At 54.5% G+C, this 24,434-nt stretch carries 23 protein-coding genes and 2 pseudogenes; 14 read left to right on the forward strand and 11 right to left on the reverse strand.

Annotated features, from left to right (window positions below; all coding sequences use genetic code 11):
• Window positions 1-159: 159 nt before the first annotated feature.
• The 5 genes from cysG to tsgA form a co-directional block, all read right to left on the reverse strand.
• Entirely contained in the window at window positions 160-1,533 is a 1,374-nt protein-coding gene (gene cysG, locus M2374_RS16235) for a siroheme synthase CysG (RefSeq protein WP_181517787.1), read from the reverse strand.
• A gap of 11 nt (window positions 1,534-1,544) precedes the next feature.
• Window positions 1,545-2,354: a nitrite transporter NirC gene (nirC, locus tag M2374_RS16240; protein ID WP_115257313.1), complete on the reverse strand. Its 810-nt coding sequence runs from the start codon at window positions 2,352-2,354 to the stop codon at window positions 1,545-1,547.
• A gap of 206 nt (window positions 2,355-2,560) precedes the next feature.
• A complete protein-coding gene (gene nirD / locus M2374_RS16245; RefSeq protein ID WP_115257314.1) occupies window positions 2,561-2,887 on the reverse strand; it encodes a nitrite reductase small subunit NirD in 327 nt (108 codons plus the stop codon).
• A complete protein-coding gene (gene nirB, locus M2374_RS16250; RefSeq protein ID WP_096759293.1) occupies window positions 2,884-5,427 on the reverse strand; it encodes an NADPH-nitrite reductase large subunit in 2,544 nt (847 codons plus the stop codon). The genes nirD and nirB overlap by 4 nt, the downstream gene beginning before the upstream one ends.
• A 271-nt stretch (window positions 5,428-5,698) precedes the next feature.
• Complete coding sequence (gene tsgA / locus M2374_RS16255) at window positions 5,699-6,880, reverse strand: MFS transporter TsgA (RefSeq protein WP_115257316.1); 1,182 nt, start codon at window positions 6,878-6,880, stop codon at window positions 5,699-5,701.
• Window positions 6,881-7,144: 264 nt separating this feature from the next.
• Between tsgA and ppiA the strand changes: the two genes are divergently transcribed.
• The 6 genes and pseudogenes from ppiA to M2374_RS22385 form a co-directional block, all read left to right on the forward strand.
• Complete coding sequence (gene ppiA, locus M2374_RS16260; protein ID WP_096759295.1) at window positions 7,145-7,717, forward strand: peptidylprolyl isomerase A; 573 nt, start codon at window positions 7,145-7,147, stop codon at window positions 7,715-7,717.
• Window positions 7,718-7,824: 107 nt separating this feature from the next.
• The gene (locus M2374_RS16265; RefSeq protein ID WP_115257317.1) at window positions 7,825-7,992 is read left to right on the forward strand and encodes a YhfG family protein; all 168 of its coding nucleotides are present in this window, start codon (window positions 7,825-7,827) and stop codon (window positions 7,990-7,992) included.
• Entirely contained in the window at window positions 7,982-8,584 is a 603-nt protein-coding gene (locus M2374_RS16270; RefSeq protein ID WP_117342456.1) for a putative adenosine monophosphate-protein transferase Fic, read from the forward strand. The genes M2374_RS16265 and M2374_RS16270 overlap by 11 nt, the downstream gene beginning before the upstream one ends.
• Window positions 8,585-8,615: 31 nt before the next feature.
• Entirely contained in the window at window positions 8,616-9,179 is a 564-nt protein-coding gene (pabA, locus tag M2374_RS16275) for an aminodeoxychorismate synthase component 2 (protein WP_096759298.1), read from the forward strand.
• A gap of 85 nt (window positions 9,180-9,264) precedes the next feature.
• A complete protein-coding gene (locus tag M2374_RS16280) occupies window positions 9,265-10,482 on the forward strand; it encodes an aspartate aminotransferase family protein (protein ID WP_137362544.1) in 1,218 nt (405 codons plus the stop codon).
• 4 nt (window positions 10,483-10,486) lie between these two features.
• Window positions 10,487-10,585, forward strand: a pseudogene (locus M2374_RS22385) (hypothetical protein); the annotation flags it as partial.
• Here the strand turns inward: M2374_RS22385 and M2374_RS16290 are convergent.
• Window positions 10,578-12,665 carry a YccS/YhfK family putative transporter gene (locus tag M2374_RS16290; protein ID WP_181689102.1) on the reverse strand — a complete coding sequence of 696 codons (2,088 nt, stop codon included), beginning with the start codon at window positions 12,663-12,665 and terminating at the stop codon, window positions 10,578-10,580. The pseudogene M2374_RS22385 and the gene M2374_RS16290 sit on opposite strands and share 8 nt — an antisense overlap.
• A 51-nt stretch (window positions 12,666-12,716) precedes the next feature.
• Window positions 12,717-13,349 (reverse strand): cAMP-activated global transcriptional regulator CRP, encoded by a 633-nt coding sequence (crp, locus tag M2374_RS16295; RefSeq protein WP_000242758.1) that lies wholly within the window; start codon window positions 13,347-13,349, stop codon window positions 12,717-12,719.
• Window positions 13,350-13,658: 309 nt separating this feature from the next.
• On the opposite strand from crp, the gene M2374_RS16300 reads away from it, so the two are divergent.
• A complete protein-coding gene (locus M2374_RS16300) occupies window positions 13,659-14,063 on the forward strand; it encodes an OsmC family protein (RefSeq protein WP_096759301.1) in 405 nt (134 codons plus the stop codon).
• Window positions 14,064-14,135: 72 nt separating this feature from the next.
• On the opposite strand, the gene M2374_RS16305 is transcribed toward M2374_RS16300, so the two are convergent.
• The 4 genes and pseudogenes from M2374_RS16305 to M2374_RS16320 form a co-directional block, all read right to left on the reverse strand.
• Window positions 14,136-15,005 carry a phosphoribulokinase gene (locus M2374_RS16305; protein WP_096759302.1) on the reverse strand — a complete coding sequence of 290 codons (870 nt, stop codon included), beginning with the start codon at window positions 15,003-15,005 and terminating at the stop codon, window positions 14,136-14,138.
• A 52-nt stretch (window positions 15,006-15,057) separates the two neighbouring features.
• Window positions 15,058-15,276, reverse strand: coding sequence for a YheU family protein (locus M2374_RS16310; protein WP_096759303.1), 219 nt, complete (start codon window positions 15,274-15,276; stop codon window positions 15,058-15,060).
• A gap of 2 nt (window positions 15,277-15,278) precedes the next feature.
• Window positions 15,279-16,341: pseudogene (locus M2374_RS16315) on the reverse strand (hydrolase).
• 35 nt (window positions 16,342-16,376) lie between these two features.
• Window positions 16,377-17,096 carry an NUDIX domain-containing protein gene (locus M2374_RS16320; RefSeq protein WP_117342452.1) on the reverse strand — a complete coding sequence of 240 codons (720 nt, stop codon included), beginning with the start codon at window positions 17,094-17,096 and terminating at the stop codon, window positions 16,377-16,379.
• Window positions 17,097-17,288: 192 nt separating this feature from the next.
• On the opposite strand from M2374_RS16320, the gene prs reads away from it, so the two are divergent.
• The 7 genes from prs to mdcE all read left to right on the forward strand — a co-directional run bounded on the left by prs (window position 17,289) and on the right by mdcE (window position 24,421).
• Entirely contained in the window at window positions 17,289-18,149 is an 861-nt protein-coding gene (prs, locus tag M2374_RS16325; RefSeq protein ID WP_181596164.1) for a ribose-phosphate diphosphokinase, read from the forward strand.
• 14 nt (window positions 18,150-18,163) lie between these two features.
• The gene (locus tag M2374_RS16330; protein ID WP_259155273.1) at window positions 18,164-19,654 is read left to right on the forward strand and encodes a nicotinate phosphoribosyltransferase; all 1,491 of its coding nucleotides are present in this window, start codon (window positions 18,164-18,166) and stop codon (window positions 19,652-19,654) included.
• A gap of 194 nt (window positions 19,655-19,848) precedes the next feature.
• Window positions 19,849-21,504, forward strand: a complete 1,656-nt coding sequence (mdcA, locus tag M2374_RS16335) for a malonate decarboxylase subunit alpha (RefSeq protein ID WP_062775702.1) — start codon at window positions 19,849-19,851, stop codon at window positions 21,502-21,504.
• Window positions 21,504-22,391: a triphosphoribosyl-dephospho-CoA synthase gene (locus tag M2374_RS16340; RefSeq protein WP_181688692.1), complete on the forward strand. Its 888-nt coding sequence runs from the start codon at window positions 21,504-21,506 to the stop codon at window positions 22,389-22,391. Before mdcA ends, M2374_RS16340 begins: the two co-directional genes overlap by 1 nt.
• Before the next feature lie 104 nt (window positions 22,392-22,495).
• Entirely contained in the window at window positions 22,496-22,795 is a 300-nt protein-coding gene (gene mdcC, locus M2374_RS16345; protein WP_062775705.1) for a malonate decarboxylase acyl carrier protein, read from the forward strand.
• Window positions 22,788-23,621 carry a biotin-independent malonate decarboxylase subunit beta gene (locus M2374_RS16350; protein WP_115257326.1) on the forward strand — a complete coding sequence of 278 codons (834 nt, stop codon included), beginning with the start codon at window positions 22,788-22,790 and terminating at the stop codon, window positions 23,619-23,621. The genes mdcC and M2374_RS16350 overlap by 8 nt, the downstream gene beginning before the upstream one ends.
• Window positions 23,621-24,421 (forward strand): biotin-independent malonate decarboxylase subunit gamma, encoded by an 801-nt coding sequence (gene mdcE / locus M2374_RS16355; RefSeq protein ID WP_153880733.1) that lies wholly within the window; start codon window positions 23,621-23,623, stop codon window positions 24,419-24,421. Before M2374_RS16350 ends, mdcE begins: the two co-directional genes overlap by 1 nt.
• Window positions 24,422-24,434: the final 13 nt, after the last annotated feature.

Raw genomic sequence — 24,434 nt, forward strand, 5'->3', positions numbered from 1 at the left:
ATATATAACGTGACCAGGAAGTTATTACTTGTTCTTTTAACTTAATAGTAGATTTAAGAATTTTTAAAAAATAATAATTGATGATGATTAAAGATGAAGGATAATGACTGGAAGGGTAATCAAAAAACGGCGCTATGCAGAAAACATAGCGCCTGAATATTAATGGTTTGAGAACCAGTTCAGCTTATCGCGCAGGCCAACCACGCGACCAACAATGATCAGCGCCGGGCTTTCCACCTGTAGCGCCAGTTCACCGAGTTGCGTCAGTACACCATTGACAACGCGCTGTTTCACGGAGGTCCCGTTTTCGACCAGCGCAACCGGCATGTCTGCTGGCATCCCAAACGCGATCAATTTTTCCTGGATAGTGGCCGCCTGATTCAGCCCCATATAGAACACCAGCGTCTGTTTTTCTGCTGCCAGGTTTTCCCAGTCCAGCTCGCCGCCGGTCTTCAGGTGTCCGGTGACCAGGCGTACGCTCTGGGCGTAATCTCGATGCGTCAGCGGAATGCCGGAATAGGCAGAACAGCCGGACGCCGCGGTAATACCGGGAACAACAGAGAACGGGATACCTTCGTGGCACAGGGTTTCCAGCTCTTCGCCACCGCGACCAAAGATGAACGGGTCGCCGCCTTTCAGGCGCACTACGCGTTTGCCCTGTTTCGCTTGGTTCAGCAGGATCTGGTTGATCTCTTCCTGCGGTACGCAGTGATAACCCGCACGCTTGCCGACGAAAATACGATCGGCATCGCGACGAACAAGGTTCATGATGTCATCGGAAACCAGGCGGTCATACACCACGACATCGGCCTGCTGGATCTGTTGTAGCCCTTTCAGCGTCAGCAGCCCGGCATCGCCTGGACCGGCACCGACCAGGACTACTTCGCCACGATGGTCCAGCGGTTCGCTGAGCATCTGCTCGGTCGTTTCTTCTATTGCCTGCCGATCGTCGTTTGCCAGAGACTGCGCCAGCCTGTCGTTAACAAACAGCTTTTCCCAGAAGCGGCGACGTTCACCCATACTGGCGAACTGCTTTTTCACCCGGGAACGCAGCTGTCCTGCATACTGCGCGACCTGGCCCAGATGCTGTGGCAACACGGATTCGAGCCTTTCACGCAGCAGTCGTGCCAGAACAGGAGAGGTGCCGCCAGAGGAGACCGCCACCATCAGTGGTGAACGGTCAATAATGGAGGGCATGATGAAACTGGCCGCTTTTGGGGCGTCGACCACGTTACAGAAGATGCGACGTGATTCAGCGGCGTTGCTGACGCGAAGGTTGACGGCATCGTCATCGGTGGCGGCGATCGCCAGCCAGCAGGAGTCGAGCAGGGCTTCGTCAAACGGCCCCTCAACCAGCGTCAGCATGCCTTCATTTGCCCATACGGTGAACTGTGGAATAAACGCTAGCGCATTAACCGTTAAACGGGCGCCTGCTTCCAGCAGTAACCGCGCTTTGCGTTCTGCGACATCACCACCGCCGACGATCAAGCAGTCGCGGTCACGTAGTTGACAAAATATAGGCAAATGATCCACGACATTACCCCTTAATTATTGGCAGCAGCCTCAGTTTGGTTGATTTTTGCCGGAACGGGACGCTCCGATTTTGGCGTAGCATACCAATAACCCAACCCCATGAATACGACACCGGACAAAGTATTACCGAGTGTCACCCACAGCAGGTTATGGCCAATTCCGGACAAGGTATAGGCATCGCTGTGATGACCGAACCAGGAGAGCGCAAATAGCGTCATGTTGGCAACGGAGTGTTCATAGCCAGAAGCGATAAACGCCAGCAGGCACCACCAGATGGCGAGGAACTTCGCCGCACCTTCAGTACGGATCGCCATCCAGATTGCCAGGCAAACCAACCAGTTACACAACGCACCTTTAAAGAAGAGTACGCTGGCAGGGGCTGTAGTTTTCGCCAGGGCAACGCTATGTACGATGCTGGTATCGACCGGCAGCAGGCTACCGCCACCCCAGCTGTACAGCAGGGCGACGAACACGGAACCGAGCAGATTTCCCAGCCAGGTTTGCGGCAGAATGGCCCACATCTGACCGTGGCTGATGGTGCCCGCTTTGACGCCAAGCGTCAGGAACATGGTGTGCCCGGTAAACAGCTCTGAACCGGCAATAATCACCAGCGTTAAGGCAATACCAAAGGTTGCACCCATCACCAGAGGGCGTACGGATGGATCAAGCAGATTGCCGAGAGTGAAAATAAGAATGATGCCGAGACCGACATAAGCGCCAGCCATAGCGGAACTGACCCAGAAACCGATTGGGTTGTTGGCCGACAGGCGTGCAATGCGCGCAGCGTTAGCCGCACACTTATTGATAGTGTCTGTAAACATGTGTTTGATTATCCTTTTCTCACTTCATCCTTTGCACTGCCTCTTTGTTGGCAGCCCTTGCTCACCCCAGTCACATAGTGAACTATGCTCCAGGGGATTTGCGCGGTTGCCGCCGCGATGCAGCACAAATGATTTTGTGATAATGATTAAAAGTGGAACAAAAATAAAAATCTAAAAAGGGAGGCATTGCGCCTCCCAATAATTTACTAACCGCGCAACTGTACCATGCCGTCTTTCACCCGGGCTTCGTAGTGCGCCACGGAATGACTTTCGTCCTCCATGCACAGACCGTCGCTGAGGCGGAAGCGCTGTTTTTTCAGCGGGCTGGCAACCCATAGCTCGCCCTGGTGCTCAGCAATAATCCCGCGTGAAAGTACGCTGGACTGGAAGAACGGGTCGATGTTGCTGATCGCAAACACCTGGTCGCTGTGATAAGGACGGAAAATCGCGACTTGCTCTTTACCTAACAGGGCGCAGACGCCTGTTGCAGGCAGAATGTCATCGATTTTGCAGATGTTTTTCCACTGGCTCATGCGTTTTCCTCCACCAGAGTGACCGGGATACGCTCATACGGCGTGGCCGGGCGATGTTGTTCACGTTCAGGCACAACCTGGACATTCGGATCGCGTTTATCGCTGTTGATAAAGTGCTTGAAGCGAACCTGCGCGGACGGCGTGTTGACGGTTTCTGTCCACTCGCATACGACGGCTTCACGCAGACGCGCCATCTCTTCTTCCAGATGCTCGTTCAGGCCCAGTTTGTCGTCGATGATGACAGACTTCAGATACTCGATGCCGCCTTCCAGGTTATCTAACCACGGTGCGGTACGGGTCAGTTTGTCCGCAGTACGGATGTAGAACATCATGAAGCGGTCAAGGTATTTCATCAGCGTTTCACGGTCGAGATCCGCTGCCAGTAGATCCGCATGGCGTGGTTTCATCCCGCCGTTACCACAGACGTAAAGGTTCCAGCCTTTTTCAGTGGCGATGATACCCACGTCTTTACCTTGGGCTTCTGCGCACTCACGGGTACAGCCAGAGACGCCAAACTTCATTTTGTGCGGGGTACGAATGCCCTTGTAGCGGTTTTCAAGCTCAACGCCGAAGCCTACGCTATCGCCGACACCATAACGGCACCAGGTGCTACCCACGCAGGTTTTCGCCATACGCAGCGCTTTAGCATACGCATGACCGGTTTCGAAGCCCGCTTCAATCAACTGACGCCAGATTTCCGGCAGGTCATCTTTTTGCGCGCCGAACAGACCAATACGCTGAGAACCGGTGATCTTGGTGTACAGATTGAACTCACGAGCGATACGGCCCACGGCAACCAGACCTTCCGGGGTAATTTCGCCACCGGCAGAGCGTGGGATAACGGAGTAGGTACCGTCTTTCTGGATGTTGGCCAGGAAGTTGTCGTTGGTATCCTGCAGCGGCGTGTGCTGCGGCTTGAGGATGTATTCATTCCAGCAGGAGGCCAGCAGGGAACCGACGGTTGGTTTACATACTTCGCAGCCGTAACCTTTACCGTGTTTCGCCAGCAATTCCTCGAAGGTTTTAATGCCTTCCACGCGGATGAGATGGAACAGTTCCTGACGTGAGTACGGGAAGTGATCGCACAGGTTGTTGTTGACTTCGATGCCCTGTTTCGCCAGTTCGGCATTCAGCACCTGGGTAACCAGCGGAATACAACCACCGCAGCCAGTACCGGCTTTGGTTTCGGCTTTCAGTGCTGCAACGGTGTGGCAGCCTTTGTTAATGGCGGCAACCAGCATGCCTTTGGTGACGTCGAAGCAGGAACAAATCTGCGCGCTGTCCGGCAGTTTATCCACGCCGATGGACGGCTTACCGCTGCCTGAGTGTGCTGGCAGGATCAGTGAGTCCGGGTTTTCCGGCAGTTCGATGGCGTTCAGCACCAGCTGCAGCAGGTTGCCGTAATCGCTGGTGTCACCCACCAGAACCGCGCCCAGCAGCGTTTTGTTATCTTCGCTGACGATCAGGCGTTTGTAGACTTCTTTGCTTTCGTCGAGGTAAACGTAGCTACGGGCGCCCGGTGTACGCGCATGTGCGTCGCCGATACCGCCGACATCTACGCCCAGCAGTTTCAGCTTGGCGCTCAGGTCTGCGCCTTCGAACGCGTTTTTGCTACCGAGAATATGGTCAACGGCGACCTGCGCCATTTTGTACCCCGGTGCGACCAGGCCATAAACGCGGTCGTTCCAGCTGGCGCATTCGCCGATAGCGTAGATATCCGGGTCAGAGGTCTGGCAGGCGTCGTTGATCACGATACCGCCACGCTGTGCCACATCAAGGCCGCACTGGGTTGCCAGTTTGTCGCGAGGGCGAATACCGGTGGAGAAGACAATGAAGTCGACTTCCAGTTCGCTGCCGTCGGCAAAGCGCATAGTTTTACGCGCTTCAGTGCCTTGCTGGACGATCTCTTTGGTATTTTTGCTGGTGTGCACACGCACGCCCATGCTTTCAATTTTGCGACGTAACTGCTCGCCACCCATCTGATCCAGCTGTTCAGCCATCAGCATCGGGGCGAATTCAATCACGTGGGTTTCAACGCCTAAGCTTTTCAGGGCACCTGCGGCTTCCAGACCCAGCAGGCCACCACCGACAACGGCGCCGCGTTTACTGCGACGAGCGCAAGACTCAATGGCGTTGAGGTCTTCAATGGTACGGTAAACGAAACAGTCCTGCGTTTCCGAACCTTTAATTGGCGGGATCCACGGGTAGGAGCCGGTTGCCATGATCAGTTTATCGTAATAAACCGTACGACCAGCGCTGGAGTGGATCACCTTCTCCTGGCGGTTGATGGTAATCGCGCGTTCGCCGACTAATACCTTCACGCCGTGCTTCTCGTAGAAGCCTTCACGCACCAGAGACAGCTCTTCAGCAGTGTGGTGAGAGAAGTAAGAAGACAGGTGTACGCGGTCGTATGCTTTGCGGGGTTCTTCACAGAAGACGGTAATATCAAACTTGTCCGCATCGGATTTATCAAGAAGATCCTCAATAAAGCGATGGCCGACCATACCATTACCGATAATAGCGAGTCTGACTTTGCTCATTTTTGCCTCGATTTCTTTTCTATTACTGCCTACCTTAACGATTCAGCAACCCCGCTTATTGATACAAATCAATTTCGCCCTTATATACTCCTTAAGAGGTATATAACTGATTTGTCAGCGTTTTTATAAGTCACGGAATTGACAGGCTTTTCATGTTTGTATGATTAGCGTACAAATTAAGGGGTTTTAGTGTGAATAGGTCAGGATCCTAAGGGTTAGAAAGGGGAGTGATAAATGCCGGATAATCAGAGCCGCTATCCGGCATTCAGGTTTACTGCACAGCCGGTGCGTTATGCTGGCGATGACGCGTGACAAACCCAAGGATAAAGCACATCACGAATACCACGGCATACAGGCCATTCGCGGTTTGTAGTGCGGCCAGAGGACCGCTGTGGGCAACGATCGGACCGGTCACCACGAAGGTTAACATGGTCCCAATGGTGCCGCAGGTCAGGACGAAGTTAACCAGCTTCGGTGAGGCCACTTTAGTCTGCTGGGAGCCGAGGGTGATAATGGTGGTATAGATGGCGCTGGAGAAGAAGCCCAGCGTCAGGATGAACCACGGCATGTGCTCTGGCGTACCGGTGATGAAGAGATACATCAATACGGTTGCCAGTCCTGCCAGCACGGTCAGGATACGCTGCAAATCAAAGAAGCGCAGGATAAAGCTAAACGCCCACATACCCACCATGTAGGACATCCAGAAATCGCTGACCAGTTTACCTGCATCGTTCAGGCTCATGCCGAGGCTTTTGGCGTATTCCGGTACCCAGGAGATAAAACCCAACTGACCGAGGATGTAGCACAGCGCGGCGATGGACAAAAACAGCACACCAATGCCCCACTTCTCTTTCGCCACCGGTGTTTCCGGTTGCTGCGCGTGTTTACCCAGCGCCGGGAACTCACAGCCAAAGGTCAGCAGGAAAATGGCGACGTACACCAGGCCGATACAGGCGTAGACCCAGTACCATTCGATGCTACGTGCCAGCAGGTACGCGGCAACCATCGGGAAAATCATGCCCGCCATGCTGAAGAAGGAATCTGTAAACAGCAGGCGAGATCCACGCTGGCGACCTTCATACATCTGGGTGACCAGGAAAGTACCAATCGACATGGTGATCCCGCTGACGACCCCCAGCACAAACATGGCGGCGGAGAACAGCGCCAGGCTATGCGTGAGCATCAGTCCGGCGACAGCCAGCAGCATCAGAATAAAGCCAAAACGTAGTTGCGTTTTCAACGGGACAATTTCCATCAGCCACGCATTCAGAAAAATAGAGATCAGAATACCGGCATTCAGAAAGGTGAAGGTGTTACTCATACTGGAAACGGGCAAATGGAAATAGTCTGCGATGTTTCCCATCACCATCCCGGTGACAATAACCAACGCGCCTGTCAGGGCGTAGGAGAGAAAGCTGATCCATGTGAGCTTGATACGATTGCTGTTAGTCATGACTGGCCTGTATAGAAGTGTAAGGCGCATTGAAGGCGCCGTGAGCGGGCGGATTTTAGGCGTTTTGTTGATGTATTTAAATATTTTTTAGCAACTGCTGTTTCTATTACATATTTCAATGTGATCATGATCACATTGATGCGCGTTGCAAAGCATTTACATTTGTTTCAGGTTCGTAAAATTAAGTAAAGGGATGGCCTTGTCATGGAAGGCTCTTTAGAATCAATTCACTTGCTTCATTTCTGCTCTTGTAAAGGAATTCTCATGCTCAAATCGACTCTGGCGGCTGTTGCAGCTGTTCTCGCTCTTTCTGCCCTCTCTCCCGCAGCACTGGCAGCGAAAGGTGACCCTCGTGTACTGCTGACGACCTCTGCTGGTAACATTGAGCTGGAGCTGAACAGCCAAAAGGCCCCGGTTTCAGTGCAAAACTTTGTCGATTATGTAAATAGTGGTTTCTATAACAACACCACGTTTCACCGTGTGATCCCTGGGTTTATGGTACAGGGCGGCGGTTTTACCGAGCAGATGCAGCAGAAGAAACCTAACCCGCCTATCAAAAATGAAGCCGATAACGGGCTGCGCAATACCCGTGGCACCATTGCCATGGCGCGGACCGCAGACAAAGACAGCGCGACCAGCCAGTTCTTTATCAACATTGCGGACAACGCTTTCCTCGATCACGGCCAGCGTGACTTCGGCTATGCCGTTTTTGGTAAAGTGGTGAAGGGGATGGATGTCGCGGATAAGATAGCTCAGGTACCGACCCACGACGTCGGCCCTTACCAGAACGTTCCGTCCAAACCGATTGTTATCCTGTCTGCGAAAGTCCTGCCGTAATCGTATTTTTGCGCGGGCGGTTCCTGCCCGCGTTCTCTCCCTTCTCTGCGTAACCCGAAATTGCTGCTTATACTTGTGGCAAGTGCTGGCTCATTCAGGGAGGTCACGTGAAAAAACTCACCGATAAACAAAAGTCCTGTCTTTGGGAGCAACTGCGAAACGGCAATTTCCAGGCTAGCCGACGTCTGGAAGGCGTGGAGATTCCACGGGTTACGCTGAGCGCTGAAGATGCCCTGGCGCGCCTTGAAGAATTGAGGAGGCACTATGAGCGATAAATTCGGTGATGGGCGCGATCCCTATTTGTATCCGGGCCTGAACGTGATGCGTAATCGTCTCGGGGTCCATCAGGCCCAGCGTCTGGCGCAGGCGGCCTACGAATTGACGGCGCTGCGGGCGGCGACGATTGGGCTGGGCCCGCTAAAACGCGGTCTGCCGCATCTGTGCGCTATTCATCGCCAGCTCTATCAGGATATTTTTGACTGGGCGGGCCATCTGCGCGAGGTCGATATTTACCAGGGCGATACCCGCTTCTGCCACTTTGCTTACATTGAGAAAGAGGGCAACGCGCTGATGCAGGACCTGGAAGACGAGTCCTGGCTGGTGGGGCTGTCGGCGGATAAGTTTATCGACCGACTTGCGCATTATTATTGCGAAATTAATGTGCTACACCCATTTCGTATTGGCAGCGGTCTGGCCCAACGTATTTTCTTCGAACAGTTAGCGGTTCATGCCGGGTATATGCTCAGTTGGGAGGGTATCCCGGTCGAAGAGTGGAATCAGGCCAACCAGAGTGGTGCGATGGGCGACCTGTCGGCGCTGCGGGCGATATTTCGTAAAGTGGTAAGCGAAGCCCGAGAAACTGGGTAGAATAGCGCGGTTTTTCTGTACCGGAGCCGCCATGATCCTGCTTATCGATAACTACGATTCTTTTACCTGGAACCTGTATCAATATTTCTGCGAACTGGGCGCAGAGGTCCTTGTCAGGCGCAACGACGAGCTGACGCTGGCGCAAATTGATGCGTTAAGTCCGCAAAAAATCGTTATTTCCCCCGGTCCCTGCACGCCGGATGATGCCGGGATTTCGCTGGATGTCATCCGTCACTATGCGGGAAAAACTCCAATACTGGGCGTCTGTCTGGGCCACCAGGCGATGGCGCAGGCGTTTGGTGCCAGCGTCGTGCGGGCGGCGAAAGTCATGCACGGTAAGACCTCCCCGATTACGCATACCGGGCAGGGCGTTTTTCAGGGGCTGGCGAACCCGCTAACGGTGACGCGCTACCACTCTCTGGTGGTTGCACCTGAGACGCTGCCGGCCTGCTTTGAGGTAACGGCCTGGAGTGAAACGCAGGAGATTATGGGCATTCGCCACCGCGAGTGGGATTTGGAAGGCGTGCAGTTTCACCCGGAGAGTATCCTCAGTGAGCAGGGGCATCAGCTGCTGGCTAATTTCCTCAATCGGTGATTTGTAGTTGCTATTCAGTGATTTTTTATTCATATTTTGTGATTATAATTTCACTAGCATTTCTGCTTAACTGGGTGGTAATGACATGGCAACAGAACAAACTGCAATTACGCGCGCGACATTCGATGAAGTGATTCTGCCGATTTATGCACCGGCAGAGTTTATTCCGGTCAAAGGGAAAGGAAGTCGAGTCTGGGATCAACAGGGTAAAGAGTATGTTGATTTCGCGGGTGGTATTGCAGTTACCGCGTTAGGGCATTGCCATCCGGCCCTGGTCGAAACGTTAAAAACGCAGGGCGAAACCCTGTGGCACACCAGTAACGTTTTCACCAATGAGCCTGCACTGCGCTTAGGCCGCAAAATCATTGATGCGACCTTTGCCGAACGCGTGCTGTTCATGAACTCTGGCACTGAAGCCAACGAAACCGCCTTTAAGCTGGCGCGCCACTATGCCTGCGTCCGGCATAGTCCGTTCAAAACCAAAATTATCGCCTTCCATAATGCGTTTCATGGCCGCTCGCTGTTTACCGTTTCCGTCGGTGGGCAGCCAAAATATTCTGACGGCTTTGGGCCAAAACCGGCGGACATTATCCATGTACCGTTTAACGACCTGCATGCGGTAAAAGCGGTGATGGACGATCACACCTGTGCGGTGGTGGTCGAGCCAATTCAGGGCGAAGGGGGTGTTATGGCCGCCACGCCGGAATTCCTGCAGGGCCTGCGCGAACTGTGCGATCAGCATCAGGCATTGCTGGTGTTTGATGAAGTGCAGTGTGGTATGGGGCGTACCGGCGACCTGTTTGCCTATATGCACTACGGCGTGACGCCGGATATCCTGACCAGCGCCAAAGCCCTCGGCGGCGGTTTCCCGGTGAGCGCGATGTTGACCACTCAGGAAATCGCTTCTGCGTTCCATGTCGGTTCGCACGGTTCAACCTACGGCGGTAACCCGCTGGCCTGTGCGGTTGCAGAGACGGCGTTCGATATTATCAACACGCCGGACGTGCTGGACGGTGTTCAGGTCAAACGTCAGGCATTTGTTGCGCATTTACAGAAAATAGATGCTCAGTATGACATTTTTAGCGATATTCGCGGTATGGGGCTGCTGATTGGCGCGGAGCTGAAGCCGCAGTTCAAAGGTCGGGCGCGTGATTTCCTCTACGCCGCTGCTCATGAAGGCGTTATGGTACTGAACGCGGGGCCGGATGTGATGCGTTTTGCGCCATCGCTGGTGGTGGAAGAGGCGGATATCGATGAAGGGATGCAGCGCTTTGCGCAGGCGGTAGCGAAGGTTATTGGTTGATGGATTGCCGGATAGCGCTACGCTTATCCGGCCTACGAATCACACCTTACTCCGTAGGCCGGATAAGGCGTTTACGCCGCCATCCGGCAAATCTCTTAACCTTTCATATCCCGCAACCGGCGGCTCAGCCAGATACCGTGGTGCGGGCGTTGACGCCATGCCACCGACGAAATGGTGTGCATGGTATTCAGATGCCCCAGTATACGTTGCAGATGCTGCTCCAGGGTACTTAATGGACCGTGGGACAGCATCTCCGACGACTCGAGAATATTCACATCACCGGAGCTCCCCGGCCCGTCATATTCCAGCCGCTGCTGACAACGCTGAATCGCAATTTCACAGGACTGCAGATACCGCTGCGCCAAATCCGGCGTCAACATGGTGTGTTCCCGGGCCAGCGTGGTCATCGCATTAATATGTTCGACGATGAACTGGCTGTGCGTGACCCACAGTTTCATATCGGCCAGGTAATGTGAGTTAAATCCTGGCTCCTGCATCGCCTGGTTCAGTGAGTTAAACAGCGTGTTATGCGCCTGGTTGACCCGCATACGCTGATACGCCAGCGGTGTGGCCTGTGGATCGTTGCTGAGGATCAGGCGAATGGCTTCCTGGTCGGCTTCCAGCGCATCGTGGGCGTTTTTGCGCAGCAGGCCGCTTTGCCACTGTGGCCACAGCCAGAGCGTGCCGCCAAAGGCAATCAAACAGCCCAGCACCGTATCGACAAAGCGCGGCACAATAAACTGTTCTCCGTTCAGCGTCAGCAACTGCAGGGTATACACTGCCGTAACCGTAAACCCGACGGTGGCCCAGCCGTAGTTTTTGCGCATGATCAGATAGCTGACGAGGGTGATGACCAGCATGGCCGCCAGCGTAAACCCTTCCGGAATATGAAAGTGCAGCGTGACGCCGGCAATCACCAGCCCGACAAGCGTACCCAGCGAACGATGCAGAATGCGTACCCGCGTGGCACCGTAGCCATTTTGCGTGACGAACAGGACCGTCATCAGGATCCAATAAGGTTTGGGCAGGTGTAAGGCGCTGCCCATCAGGCTGGCGATGCTCAGCATGACGCTGATACGCCCGGCATTACGCAACGCGGGAGATTTCAGCGACAGATAGTTTTTCAGGGCCGGGAGTAACGGCAGGCGGCGCTGTTTGTCGGCCATTAAATCTCGGGCATACAGCGGACGCTGGGTGCGTAGCACGCGGGCAATGCGGCTAAAGTGCCAGTAGCAAAACTGCCCGACCGGGTTTTCCGGGTGCTGGTTGGCAATTTTCTCCAGCGTGCCAATCTGTTTTTCCATCGAAAAGCGTGTTGGTAAGCGGTGATACAGAATGTCATCTGCCAGTACGCGTAACCGGTCGGCGACGGTGCGCGCATTCCAGCGAATCACCTGTTCTGCATGACTGCGTTCGACCAGCTTCTGCACCTCTTCTGGTTGATGCAGGCTGACGGAAATATGCTCCTGCAAATCCAGCGCCTCCTGAAAGGCCCGTAGCAGGCGTTTGTACTCGTTGTTGTGATGCGCCGACAGCATATGCATTTGCTGATAGCACTGGGTGATCAGATCCACCGCTTTTTGCTGGCGAACCAGCAGCGGGGGCAGCGCTTTTTCGGGATCGACGTGCTGGGTTAGCAGGCTGTATTTCGCTTCACAGTAATCGGCCAGTTCGCGATATAACAAGCTGAGCGATTCGCGCAGCGGCTGCTCACGCCACAGCCAGAACCAGAACCAGTTGAACGCGCCGTACCATAATGTACCTAGCGCATAGATCAGTAGCGGTTCCCAGACCGGCATGTTTCCGGCCAGGCTTAGCGTGAAAATAGCGGCAATCAGCGAGGCGGGCAGCAGTCGTGCATGCAGCGGGCTTAACTCGGCGGTCACGCCGAGAACCAGCGTCAGGCCGGTAAGGATCAGCGGGAGCGCAATGTTTTCTGCCAGCAATAGCTGCATGATCAGGCTACATCCGGCAAACAGTGACGCGCCAATAACTAAGCGTTTAAAAAATCGCTTATGCGGGGTATCAAGACCGGCAATGTTGCAGCAGGCGGGGACGAGGGAGAACAGCAGCCCCAGATGAAGCTGACCGATGATAAGACCGACAGCCACGGGTAAACACAGCACCAGCGTTTGTCGTAGTGCGTAGTTGATCTCGGGGTGATAAATCAGTCTTCGCCACATCGGTGCAAACAAAAATGGCGCATTACCAGGTAACGCGCCATTTCGATGAGGTTAACGCGTGCCGTAGACGACGATGGTCTTACCGTGTGCGGAGATCAGGTTCTGATCTTCCAGCATTTTCAGGATACGACCAACGGTTTCACGGGAGCAGCCAACGATCTGGCCAATTTCCTGACGGGTGATTTTGATCTGCATGCCGTCCGGGTGGGTCATCGCATCAGGTTGTTTCGCCAGGTTCAACAGGGTCTGGGCGATACGACCGGTGACATCCAGGAAGGCCAGGTTGCCCACTTTTTCGGACGTTACCTGCAGGCGACGAGCCATCTGAGAAGACAGGCGCATCAGAATATCCGGGTTAACCTGGATTAATTGACGAAATTTTTTGTATGAAATTTCAGCAACTTCACATGCGGTTTTGGCACGTACCCAGGCGCTACGTTCCTGGCCTTCTTCAAACAGGCCTAATTCACCAATGAAATCGCCCTGATTCAGATAAGAGAGGATCATTTCTTTCCCTTCTTCATCTTTGATCAGCACTGCCACTGAGCCTTTAACGATGTAATACAACGTTTCCGCTTTTTCACCCTGGTGAATCAGCGTGCTCTTCGATGGGTACTTATGAATATGGCAATGAGACAAGAACCATTCGAGAGTCGGGTCTGTTTGCGGTTTGCCAAGCACCATGCGCGGTTATCCTCTGTTATAAGCTGTCTCCAGAGTCAGAACACGACGCTGCCTCTGGGGTTGCAAAAATATGCTTCCCGCTACCTGGGAAAGGGGCTGCTAAAAAGTGAACTGCAGCCTGTAATGTGATGTCCTCTGCATACATGCAGTACGTCAATGTATTACTGTAGCATCCTGACTGTTTTAGCATAGCTTTCGCCGTGTGTCTCCTGGTGTCTCGCTTCAGCATGACTCAGGTCGCCTTCCGTTGCGAGAATTGTTATGTACGCGTAATCTGTCAGGAAAATTGAAACATTGGAGTTACGAAATATGCAAGCGCGTGTAAAGTGGGTTGAGGGGTTAACCTTCCTCGGTGAGTCCGCCTCAGGCCACCAAATCTTGATGGACGGTAACTCCGGTGATAAAGCGCCGAGCCCGATGGAAATGGTACTCATGGCTGCGGGTGGCTGTAGCGCCATTGATGTGGTGTCGATCCTGCAAAAGGGTCGTCAGGATGTGACCAACTGCGAAGTGAAGCTCACTTCCGAGCGTCGTGAAGAAGCGCCGCGTCTGTTTACCCATATTAATCTGCATTTCATCGTTACCGGCAACGATCTGAAAGACGCTTCGGTGTCTCGCGCCGTCGATCTCTCCGCGGAAAAATACTGCTCCGTGGCGCTGATGCTGGAAAAAGCGGTGAATATTACCCATTCCTATGAAGTGATTGCCGCGTAATCCCTGATGCCGGATGGATGATGTTGATTTGTAGGCCCGATAAGCGTAACGCCATCGGGCACTTCCCACGCTTCACTCGATTTTTTTGCCTTCCATCAGTCGCTGGACCAGCGGCAGCATAATTAATTCCATCGCCAGCCCCATCTTGCCGCCCGGTACCACTAATGTATTGATATGGGAAATGAATGAGCCCTGCAGCATCGCCAGCAGCCACGGGAAGTCGATGCCTTCCAGGTTACGAAAATGAATCACTACAAAGCTTTCATCCAGTGACGGAATGCTTTTGGCGGCAAAAGGATTGGAGGTGTCGACGGTCGGTACACGCTGGAAGTTAATATGCGTACGGGAAAACTGTGGGGTGATGTAATTAATGTAGTCGTCCATTGAACGTACCACCGAATCCATTACCGCCTCGCGGGAGTGACCGCGCTCGCTGGTGTCGCGGGTCAGCTTCTGGATCCACTCCAGATTGACGATCGGTACCACGCCGACCAGCAGATCAACATGCCGCGCCACGTTTTGCTGCGGCGTCACCACACCACCGTGCAGGCCTTCATAGAATAAGACGTCTGTGGGTTCAGGCAGCGGCTGCCACGGGGTAAACGTTCCCGGAACCTGATTCCACGGTACGGCTTCATCGTAGGTGTGCAGATATTTTCGTGACTGGCCTTTGCCGGTCTGGCCGTACTCGCTGAAGGTTTGTTCCAGCAGGCCGAAGTCGTTGGCTTCGGGGCCGAAGTAACTGATGTGTCGCCCGGCGTCGCGCGCTTTGCGGATCGCCATGTCCATCTCCGGACGGGTATAGCGGTGAAAACTGTCGCCTTCCACCTCGGCGGCGCGCAGATTTAACTGGGCGAAAATTTTACGAAACGCGAGGCTGGTGGTGGTGGTCCCCGCGCCGCTGGATCCTGTTACCGCAATCACCGGATGTTTGGCAGACATAATAACTCCATGGATAGGTTAGTTTTTATTATAGTCAGCCGCCGGCTGCGGGTTATTCGCGAAACTGTTTTCGCGGCATAATGTTGACCGTTTCATGCAGTTCTGACCATACCAGTACAGCTTCGCCAGATTGTAACTGGCGTCGGACGTCGGCGACTTTTTGTTCGAGCGAACGTTCATGTTCACCATAATCGGTGCCTTCGCGCAAGACAAAGCTTTCAATCAGATTGTCCAGCGCTTCAGGGGATAAGTCCTGCCAGGGGATCTGCATGATTATGCCTCCAGATACGTTGTCAGCCAGTCGGGGATACGGGATTCCAGCCACATCTCAGGATGGCGCAGCGTGCCGCTAATAAACCCGACGTGTCCACCGTGCTCGGTTAACTGATATTCCACCTGTGAGGGCAGATTTTCCGGTTTGGGGATCACGTGGTGATCCATAAAAGGATCGTCCTTGGCGTGAATAATCAGCGTCGGTTTGGCGATCAGGTTGAGTAGTGGCATGGCGCTACACTGACGATAATAGTCTATCGCATCGGCAAAACCGTGGATTTTGGCGGTGATCAGATCGTCAAAGTCACGAATGCGGCGCAGGGACTTCAGCTGTGCCAGGCTTACCGGCAGCGAGCCAGGATAAGCTTCGAGCTTACGCGAGGCATTGGCTTTTAACAGATTAAGCAGATAGCGCTGGTAAACGCGGGAGAACCCTTTTTCCATATGATAGCTACAGGCCTCCAGCACGAAGGGGGCGGAGACAATAACCGCGGCATCAATCGGGATAGCGTTCCCTTCTTTGGCCAACAGGCAGGCCAGCATGTTGCCACCGAGCGAGTAGCCGACCGCTGCGGTTGGCACGCGGCCGAACTCGCGCTCCAGCCAGCGTAAAAACCAGGTACCGTCCTCGGTCTCGCCGGAGTGATAAATGCGGTTCAGGCGATTCGGCTCGCCGCTGCAGCCGCGAAAATGCATCACCACGCCTAACCAACCGCGCTTTTGCGCCGCCTCAATCAGACCGTGGGCGTACGGGCTGTTCAGGCTACCTTCCAGACCGTGAAAAACCACCAGACGCGGTTTGTGCTTCGCCTGATGCGGATCTTCACTCCATGCCAGATCGACAAAGTCGCCGTCGGGTAATTCCAGACGCTGCCAGTGGGCGTCGAACTTCACCTTACGGCGAATTAAACGCGGCAGCATGGTCTGCAGATGGCGATTACTGATCCCGCGCATCGGGCGGAATTCTCGCGAATCATCGGCAGGGAGATTCATTTCTGTTGGAGTGATTTCAACCATAACACCAGAGCAATTAATCATCGAAAACAGCAACTATACCGCGCACAGAGCCTGCGGGTTAGCCAATATGTGATTTTGTACTTATTCAGCCAGCAGGTTACGTGAGAAAAGATGAAAATCCACACCCGGTTTACGTCGCCACAGGCGGGCTTTCCGCGTGCCGGTGGCCATGCTTTCACCGGTATCTTCAAACATATCTGAGGCCTCAAAGCGGCGGATCAGGCTTTTGCGCTGAATCGGCTGGCCGAGGATAACCTCTGTGGCTTCCTGTAGCTGACCATGGGTAAAGGTATCCGGCAAACAATAAACGGGCAGTAAAGAATACTTCGTTTTTTGCCGCAGCCGGTTCAGGGCGGCATCAATGATCGCCTGGTGGTCAAAGGCCAGCGGATAGTCGGCAAGCTTATCAACCGGGACCCAGCGGGCATCGCTGACGCTGGCAATATGCGGTTCGCAGTCCACCCAGGCGATAAGCGCAAACCAGGTGACCGTCAGGCTCCAGCCACGCGGGTCACGATCTGGCCCGGAAAATGTGTCCAGCTGTTCCAGCCACGAAGGCGAAACGCCTGTTTTTTCAGTGAGTTTACGCAGCGCTGTGGCGCGAGTGGAATCATCGTGTGCCATATCAATAAAGCCGCCGGGTAATCCCCAACGTCCTTTCTGCGGCTGGTTTGCCCGTTCGACCAGCAGCACGCACAGCGCCTGTTGATGCACGGTAAACAACACGCTATCCACCGTTACCAGCGGGGAGGGAAAGCGGCGGGCATCGTACTGATTCAGGTAGTCGGCTTCGGTGGTCATAAGGTACTCACGATGATGTGCAACGCTGCCAAGTGTACCAGCCCGGTATCGGTGGGCAAGGTACGTTTTTTTTCCATTGATTATCAGTTGATTAGCGCACGTTCAAAAATACTTTATTTTATGCTTGCTTAATAATTGTCTTAGGGACATTATTAATTGTGTCGAAGGGACCCAATTTAAAGGGGAAGCGAGATGAGCGTAAAATTAACCTTAACGCTGGATGACCAGGCTTACGCTATTGCCAGCGGTATTTTTCCTGATGGGGCCGTCTGGTTGAAAGTCACCGACGCGTTGCCATCCTTCGCTCACCAGATGCGCATTCGTGCTACGGCGATGCGCGATATGAACGACTTTATGCTATTGGCGCAGTTGGTCGACGCGGTGCGCCATCAGACCGATGTACGGGTCAGCCATCTTGAACTTCCCTGGCTGCCGTGGGCGCGCCAGGACCGACATATGGTTGCGGGCGACAGCTTTGCGCTGAAGGTTTTTGCCCGTCAGCTCAATACGTTGCAGTTCGACAAGGTGAAGGTACTTGATCCACACAGCGACGCGGCGGCAGCGGCTATCGATAATTTCATCACTCTTCCCCAGGAGGTCTGTCTGCTGCAAAGCGCGACCTTGCAGCGCCAGTTCCAGCAAAATGCGCTGATGCTGGTGGCTCCTGATGCCGGAGCATTAAAGAAAATTGATGCTGTCGCCAGAGCCGCAGGGACTGCTGAGTACGCCATTTTGAGCAAAAAACGCGATGTCGCCAGCGGCAACCTGACGGGTTTCGCGTTGGTTGCCGGGGATGTTAAAGACCGGGATGTGCTGATTGTCGACGACCTGTGCGACGCTGGCGGCACCTTCATTGGCTCTGCCCAGGTTTTACGCGATGCCGGCGCGCGCAGCGTCAGCCTGTACGTTACCCACGGGATCTTTTCTAAGGGCGTTGAGCACCTGTTTGCCAACGGCATTGACGCCGTTTACACCACCACATCGTTAGCGTCCTCTACGCTGGCCCATCCGCAGCTTGAACTTATCGACATTGACGCGATTTACCGCGCCTGAGGGAGACACCTGTTATGAAAATGAATCCAATCTTGGCTATTGATGGCTACAAAGTGTCTCACCGCGTGCAGTATCCGCAGGGCACCAGCCGGGTCTATTCCAACTTTACCCCGCGCAGCGATCGCTTTTTCTCGTCGCCGTTGCCGGATGGCAAGCTGGTGTTCTTCGGTCTGCAGGGCTTTTTGCAGTGGTTTTTGGTTGATTTGTTTAACGAGGCGTTCTTTGCCCGACCGCAGGAAGAGGTGGTCAGTGAATACAAACAGGTGATGGACGGGTATCTGGGAAAAGATGCCGTGCCGGTTGATCACATCCGTGCGCTGCATCAGCTGGGCTATCTGCCGTTGCACATTAAAGCACTGGATGAAGGCAGCAAAGTCCCGATGGCGATGCCGGTATTAACCATCATCAATACTCAACCTGAGTTTTTCTGGCTGGTGAATTACCTCGAGACGGTACTGTCGGCTGAGCTGTGGAAAGCGTCAACCAATGCCACCATCGCGCATCACTACCGCAAAATCTGTGCGCATTGGGCAGAAAAAACCTGTAGCGATATGACGCACCTTGACTTCCAGTGCCATGACTTTTCGTTTCGCGGTATGTCCGGATTGCAGGACACCATGCAGGCGGGCGGCGGGCATCTGCTGAGTTTTAAAGGCACCGACAGTATTCCGTCACTGCTGTACGCCCGTGATTACTACACCAACGGCGAGGCGTATTTCATCGGCGCCAGCATTCCAGCCACCGAGCACAGCGTGATGTGCATGGGCGAGCGTGAACATGAGATCGAAACCTTCCGTCGTCTGATTGCCGATCTGTACCCGCAGGGATTTGTGTCGATAGTCTCCGATACCTGGGACTACTGGCAGGTGCTGACGGAGTATACCCGGGAACTGAAGCACATCATTCTGGCGCGTGAGGGGCGGGTTGTGTTCCGCCCGGACAGCGGTAACCCGGTCGATATTCTGTGTGGCACTGGGTTAGATGACGATAACCGTGCCGAACGTACGCCAGAGGAAAAAGGTTCCGTGGAGGTGCTGTGGGAGATTTTTGGCGGTACGGTAAACGCCAAAGGGTATAAGGTGCTCGACCCGCATGTAGGGCTGATTTATGGCGACTCCATTACGCTGGAGCGGGCGAATGAAATCTTGCGTCGCCTCGAGGCTAAAGGCTTTGCCAGCTCAAACGTGGTGTTCGGGGTGGGATCGTTTACCTATCAGTACAACACGCGAGATACCTTTGGCTTTGCGATGAAAGCGACGTGGGGAGAAGTGAACGGTAAAGGCCGAACCATCTTTAAGGAGCCGAAAACCGACAATGGTCTGAAACGCTCTGCCCGCGGGCTGCTGCGCGTTGCACGTGATGAGCAGGGCGAGTTACGACTGCATGATGAACAACGTTGGCAACAGGAGCAGGAAGGCGAGCTGAAAACCCGCTTCCTCGACGGTAAGCTTTATCACCGTCAACATTTCGACGATATCCGCCAGCGCCTGGCGGCGCAAAAATAATTTCCTACAAGCGGGTAGCGATACCCGCTTTACTTACCCCGCTTAAATTGATCCTCATCACAAATCGTTACTTCAATTATTACTCTCAAGCTAATGATTCACGCCTACGCTTAATTGATGACTTTCTCACCAGAGCGCACACTCTTTCCAGTGTTAAGCAATCAAAAATGATTCGCTGAATCAGGAGGTTAATAATGTTATCTGGGCAAACGCCAGCTCGAGTCTGGAACACCCGCCGCACAGAAAAACAGCGGCGTCTGGCTTCCGTTCCGGTGCAGGGCAAGGTTCTGCCGACTGCAGACCTGACCGCGATGCTGGAATTACTTATCGCGCCGGGTGACCGCGTGGTATTAGAAGGGAATAACCAAAAGCAGGCAGATTTCTTATCTCGCATGCTGGCTGAAGTTAACCCGCAAAAAGTGCACGACCTGCACATGATTATGCCCAGCGTCGGACGCAGCGAGCATCTGGATATCTTCGAAAAAGGTATCGCTCGCAAGCTGGACTTCTCTTTCTCCGGTACCCAAAGCCTGCGTATTTCGCAGCTACTGGAAGATGGTCAGCTGGAAATTGGCGCCATCCACACCTACATCGAACTTTACTCCCGTCTGTATGTTGACCTGTCACCAAACGTGGCGCTGATTGCCGGTTTTAAAGCCGACCGCAAAGGTAACCTCTACACCGGGGCGAGTACCGAAGATACCCCGGCGCTGGTTGAAGCCGCCGCATTCCATGACGGTATCGTCATCGCGCAGGTTAACGAACTGGTCGACGATGAATGCGACCTGCCGCGCGTTGATATTCCGGGCTCATGGATTGATTACGTGGTCGTCGCCGATAAGCCGTTCTTCATTGAACCGCTGTTCACCCGTGACCCGCGCCTGATCAAACAAGAACATATCCTGATGGCGATGATGGCCATTAAAGGTATCTACGCAGAACATCAGGTCCAGTCCCTCAACCACGGTATCGGCTTTAACACTGCGGCAATCGAGCTGCTGTTGCCGACCTACGGCGAACAGCTGGGTCTGAAAGGCAAAATCTGTAAACACTGGACGCTGAACCCGCATCCAACGCTGATTCCTGCTATCGAAAGCGGCTGGGTTGAAAGCGTGCACTGCTTCGGCGGTGAATTAGGGATGGAAGAGTACATCCGTGCCCGCCCAGACGTGTTCTTCACCGGTGCCGATGGTTCAATGCGTTCTAACCGTGCTTTCTGTCAGTTGGCGGGTCAGTACGCGGTCGATATGTTTATCGGTTCCACTTTGCAGGTTGATGGCTATGCCAACTCCTCAACGGTGACCCGTGGACGCCTGTCTGGTTTCGGCGGCGCACCAAACATGGGCCATGACCCGCACGGCCGTCGTCATGCAACACCTGCCTGGCTGAACATGATTACCGAACCTGACCCAATGCAGCGCGGTAAAAAACTGGTTGTTCAGATGGTTGAAACCTTCCAGGCCGGTGTGAAACCGACCTTCGTCGAGAAACTTGATGCGGTTGAAGTCGCCAAAACCTCCGGGATGCCGCTGGCACCGGTGATGATTTATGGCGATGACGTCACCCACGTCCTGACCGAAGAAGGGATCGCTTACCTCTACCGGGCAAAAGATCTTGAAGAGCGCCGGGCGATGGTGGCTGCGGTTGCCGGGATCACCGACATCGGTCTGGGCGTTGATGCGAAACGCGTCGCTGAACTGCGTCAGAGTGGCAAGGTGGTGTATCCAGAAGATATGGGCATTCGTCGTACCGACGCGACCCGTTCTCTGCTGGCCGCCGGTAGCGTGTCCGATCTCGTTGAATGGTCTGGCGGTCTTTACAACCCACCTGCGAAATTCCGGAGCTGGTAATGAAACTTCTGTCCCCGATTCAGGTTGAAGGCGGTGCCGAATGGCTGGCGCAAACTGCCACGCAGTGTCTGATTGACGAAGCGCGACTCAGCCCGAAACCCGGTCTGGTGGACAGTCGGGGGAATGGCGCGCATCACGACTTGTCGCTTGCGTTAATGGAGCGTTCTGCGCACAGCCTGACCTCTACATTTCAGTCGTTGGCGCAACAAAGCTGGCAGCGTCCAGCGGATATTGCGCTCAGACAAACCATAGGGCGACTCGGTCGCGAAGGCGAGCAACAGATGATGGCGGCCACGGACGGTGTGAACACCCACCGTGGCGCGATTTGGGCACTGGGATTGTTGGTGAGCGCGGTGGCAATGCACGGTGGTACCGCGAGTGCACAGCAGGTCGCGGCGACTGCCGCCGAGCTGGCAAAACTGCCGGATGCCGCCGCACCCAAAGTGTTCAGCAAAGGGCTGCGTGCGACGCACCGTTATCAGGTGCCGGGTGCACGTGAAGAGGCACAGCAGGCTTTTCCGCATGTGATGCAGCGTGCGTTGCCGCAACTGCGTTTAAGCCGGTTTAACGGCAGCAGTGAAACGCACGCCAGGCTCGACGCGCTGATGGCGATCATGACCTCGCTGACCGATACCTGCGTGCTGTCTCGCGCAGGTATGGAAGGGCTGGATGCCATGCAGGACGGTGCCCGTGCGGTGCTGAATGCTGGCGGCAGCGCTCATCCAGCAGGTCAGGCGGCATTGGCCGCACTCGATAGCCATATGCTGGCGCTGAACGCCTCGCCGGGCGGGGCAGCAGATTTACTCGCCGCCACCTTGTTCATCGACCGCATCGATTCGCCCTATACACAAAGTAATTCGCGTTGCAGGAAGGCGGTAAGGGAGTGAATCCCCAGGAGCGTACATAAGTACGTGACTGGGGTGAACGAGCGTAGCCAACGCAACTGTAACGTGAAGTACGACGTGTATATTTAAAGCATTAAGAGGATGTTATGGAACACATTACGTTAACCGTACCGGCCAGCCGCACCTTAAGCGGTAAAGCGCTGGCAGGCGTTGTGGGCTCCGGGGATATGGAGGTGTTATTCACCGCCGACCAGAGCCAGACGTTAACCATTGATATCACCACTTCTGTCGATAACAGCCGTAGTCGCTGGGAAGCGTTGTTGAACCGTCTGCAAACGGTCAGCAGCCTGCCTGCAGGAAAACTGACGATCCACGACTTTGGCGCAACCCCAGGTGTTGCACGTATTCGTATCGAACAGGTATTTGAAGAGGTGAGCCATGCGTGATGACAGCAGTTTTATCGAATTAAAAGCACGTCAGCGTGCCCACGCGCTGCTTGATGAAGGCAGCTACCGCGAACTGCTCGACCCGTTTGACGGCGTGATGTCGCCTTGGCTTGGCGCGCAGGGCATCGTTCCGCAGTCGGATGACGGCATGGTCGTTGCTAAAGGCACCATCAACGGCAAACCGGCCGTGGTGGTGGCGATTGAAGGCGCATTCCAGGGTGGCAGCATGGGTGAAGTGTCCGGTGCCAAAATGGCAGCGGCGCTGGAGCTGGCGGCGGAAGATAACCGCAACGGCATCCCAACTCAGGCTGTTTTAAGCCTGGAAACCGGCGGCGTGCGTTTGCAGGAGGCCAACCTTGGCCTGGCGGCGATTGCCGATATTCATGCGGCGATTGTTGACCTGCGTCGTTACACCCCGGTAGTCGGCATTGTCGCCGGTACCGTGGGCTGCTTTGGCGGGATGTCTATCGCTGCGGCACTGTGTAGCTACCTGATTGTGACCCGTGAAGCGCGTCTGGGGCTAAATGGCCCGCAGGTTATCGAGCAGGAAGCGGGGATTGAAGAGTATGACTCCCGTGACCGTCCGTTTATCTGGAGCATGACCGGTGGTGAAATTCGCTACCAAAGCGGGCTGGTGGAAGCGCTGGTCGGCGATGGCGTGAACGCCGTGAAAGCGGCAATGAACGACGCGCTGGCAAAAGGCGTACCGGCAAAACACCGCACTGATAACTACGACTGGTATCTCGACCGTTTAACGAATTTCGACACCCGTAAACAGGCCGATACCGAACAGATTCATGCGCTTTTCGCCCGGGAGGTGAAATGATGAGTAACTCAATAAGCCGTGGCGAATTATGGCTGGAAACCCTCGTACCGAACGCTAAACGTATTGCCGGGCTGTGCCCGTCCGTACAGGCCGCTGATGGTGAACTGAACGGTGAAACGGTGCGCTTTATTGCCGTTGTCCCGGATGCCAATAACCATTACCCACGCGCCGCTGGCGGTGAAGTCGGTCTGCTGGAAGGCTGGACACTGGCGAAAGTGGTGAGCGAAACCATCGCAGCCGACGCCAATAACGCGGTAAAACGTCCGATTGTGGCGGTGATTGATGTGCCAAGCCAGGCATACGGTCGTCGTGAAGAAGGCTTCGGTATTCACCAGGCGCTGGCCGGTGCGGCGGCGGCGTATGCCAATGCGCGTCTGGCGGGCCACCCGGTCATTGGCCTGATTGTCGGTAAAGCCATGTCCGGTGCCTTCCTGGCACACGGTTACCAGGCAAACCGTCTGATTGCGTTCAACGACAAAGGTGTGCTGATTCATGCGATGGGTAAAGAATCTGCCGCGCGTATCACGCTGCGTTCCGTTGAGGCGCTGGAAAAACTGGCGGCAACCATTCCGCCAATGGCGTACGACATCAGCAACTACGCCACGCTGGGGTTGCTGGAAAATCTGCTGGATATCAGCAACCCAGATGCGCCATCTGCAAACGATCTGATGCAGGTTAAAAACACCCTGCAGCAGGCCATCAATGACGCTCGTCAGGATCCAACGCTGAAAAGCCGTCTGGGCGCTGACAATCGCCGCAGCTCTGCCCTCGTACGCGAACGTATGCGAGCAAGCTGGTAAGTAAAAAGAGACC

It is taken from the genome of Citrobacter sp. JUb117 (genome assembly GCF_024809055.1).
Lineage (GTDB): Bacteria > Pseudomonadota > Gammaproteobacteria > Enterobacterales > Enterobacteriaceae > Citrobacter > Citrobacter gillenii.

What these genes read in the sequence shown, in the direction of transcription:
- M2374_RS16290 (WP_181689102.1), bottom strand. Translation starts at nt 12,665, where the DNA reads ATGTGGCGAAGACTGATTTATCACCCCGAGATCAACTACGCACTACGA.
- M2374_RS16330 (WP_259155273.1), top strand. Translation starts at nt 18,164, where the DNA reads ATGAAAATGAATCCAATCTTGGCTATTGATGGCTACAAAGTGTCTCAC.
- nirC (WP_115257313.1), bottom strand. Translation starts at nt 2,354, where the DNA reads ATGTTTACAGACACTATCAATAAGTGTGCGGCTAACGCTGCGCGCATT.
- mdcC (WP_062775705.1), top strand. Translation starts at nt 22,496, where the DNA reads ATGGAACACATTACGTTAACCGTACCGGCCAGCCGCACCTTAAGCGGT.
- M2374_RS16310 (WP_096759303.1), bottom strand. Translation starts at nt 15,276, where the DNA reads ATGCAGATCCCCTGGCAGGACTTATCCCCTGAAGCGCTGGACAATCTG.
- mdcE (WP_153880733.1), top strand. Translation starts at nt 23,621, where the DNA reads ATGAGTAACTCAATAAGCCGTGGCGAATTATGGCTGGAAACCCTCGTA.
- M2374_RS16270 (WP_117342456.1), top strand. Translation starts at nt 7,982, where the DNA reads ATGAGCGATAAATTCGGTGATGGGCGCGATCCCTATTTGTATCCGGGC.
- M2374_RS16280 (WP_137362544.1), top strand. Translation starts at nt 9,265, where the DNA reads ATGGCAACAGAACAAACTGCAATTACGCGCGCGACATTCGATGAAGTG.
- prs (WP_181596164.1), top strand. Translation starts at nt 17,289, where the DNA reads ATGAGCGTAAAATTAACCTTAACGCTGGATGACCAGGCTTACGCTATT.
- M2374_RS16305 (WP_096759302.1), bottom strand. Translation starts at nt 15,005, where the DNA reads ATGTCTGCCAAACATCCGGTGATTGCGGTAACAGGATCCAGCGGCGCG.
- M2374_RS16350 (WP_115257326.1), top strand. Translation starts at nt 22,788, where the DNA reads ATGCGTGATGACAGCAGTTTTATCGAATTAAAAGCACGTCAGCGTGCC.
- M2374_RS16300 (WP_096759301.1), top strand. Translation starts at nt 13,659, where the DNA reads ATGCAAGCGCGTGTAAAGTGGGTTGAGGGGTTAACCTTCCTCGGTGAG.
- nirD (WP_115257314.1), bottom strand. Translation starts at nt 2,887, where the DNA reads ATGAGCCAGTGGAAAAACATCTGCAAAATCGATGACATTCTGCCTGCA.
- ppiA (WP_096759295.1), top strand. Translation starts at nt 7,145, where the DNA reads ATGCTCAAATCGACTCTGGCGGCTGTTGCAGCTGTTCTCGCTCTTTCT.
- M2374_RS16320 (WP_117342452.1), bottom strand. Translation starts at nt 17,096, where the DNA reads ATGACCACCGAAGCCGACTACCTGAATCAGTACGATGCCCGCCGCTTT.
- nirB (WP_096759293.1), bottom strand. Translation starts at nt 5,427, where the DNA reads ATGAGCAAAGTCAGACTCGCTATTATCGGTAATGGTATGGTCGGCCAT.
- M2374_RS16340 (WP_181688692.1), top strand. Translation starts at nt 21,504, where the DNA reads ATGAAACTTCTGTCCCCGATTCAGGTTGAAGGCGGTGCCGAATGGCTG.
- crp (WP_000242758.1), bottom strand. Translation starts at nt 13,349, where the DNA reads ATGGTGCTTGGCAAACCGCAAACAGACCCGACTCTCGAATGGTTCTTG.
- tsgA (WP_115257316.1), bottom strand. Translation starts at nt 6,880, where the DNA reads ATGACTAACAGCAATCGTATCAAGCTCACATGGATCAGCTTTCTCTCC.
- pabA (WP_096759298.1), top strand. Translation starts at nt 8,616, where the DNA reads ATGATCCTGCTTATCGATAACTACGATTCTTTTACCTGGAACCTGTAT.
- mdcA (WP_062775702.1), top strand. Translation starts at nt 19,849, where the DNA reads ATGTTATCTGGGCAAACGCCAGCTCGAGTCTGGAACACCCGCCGCACA.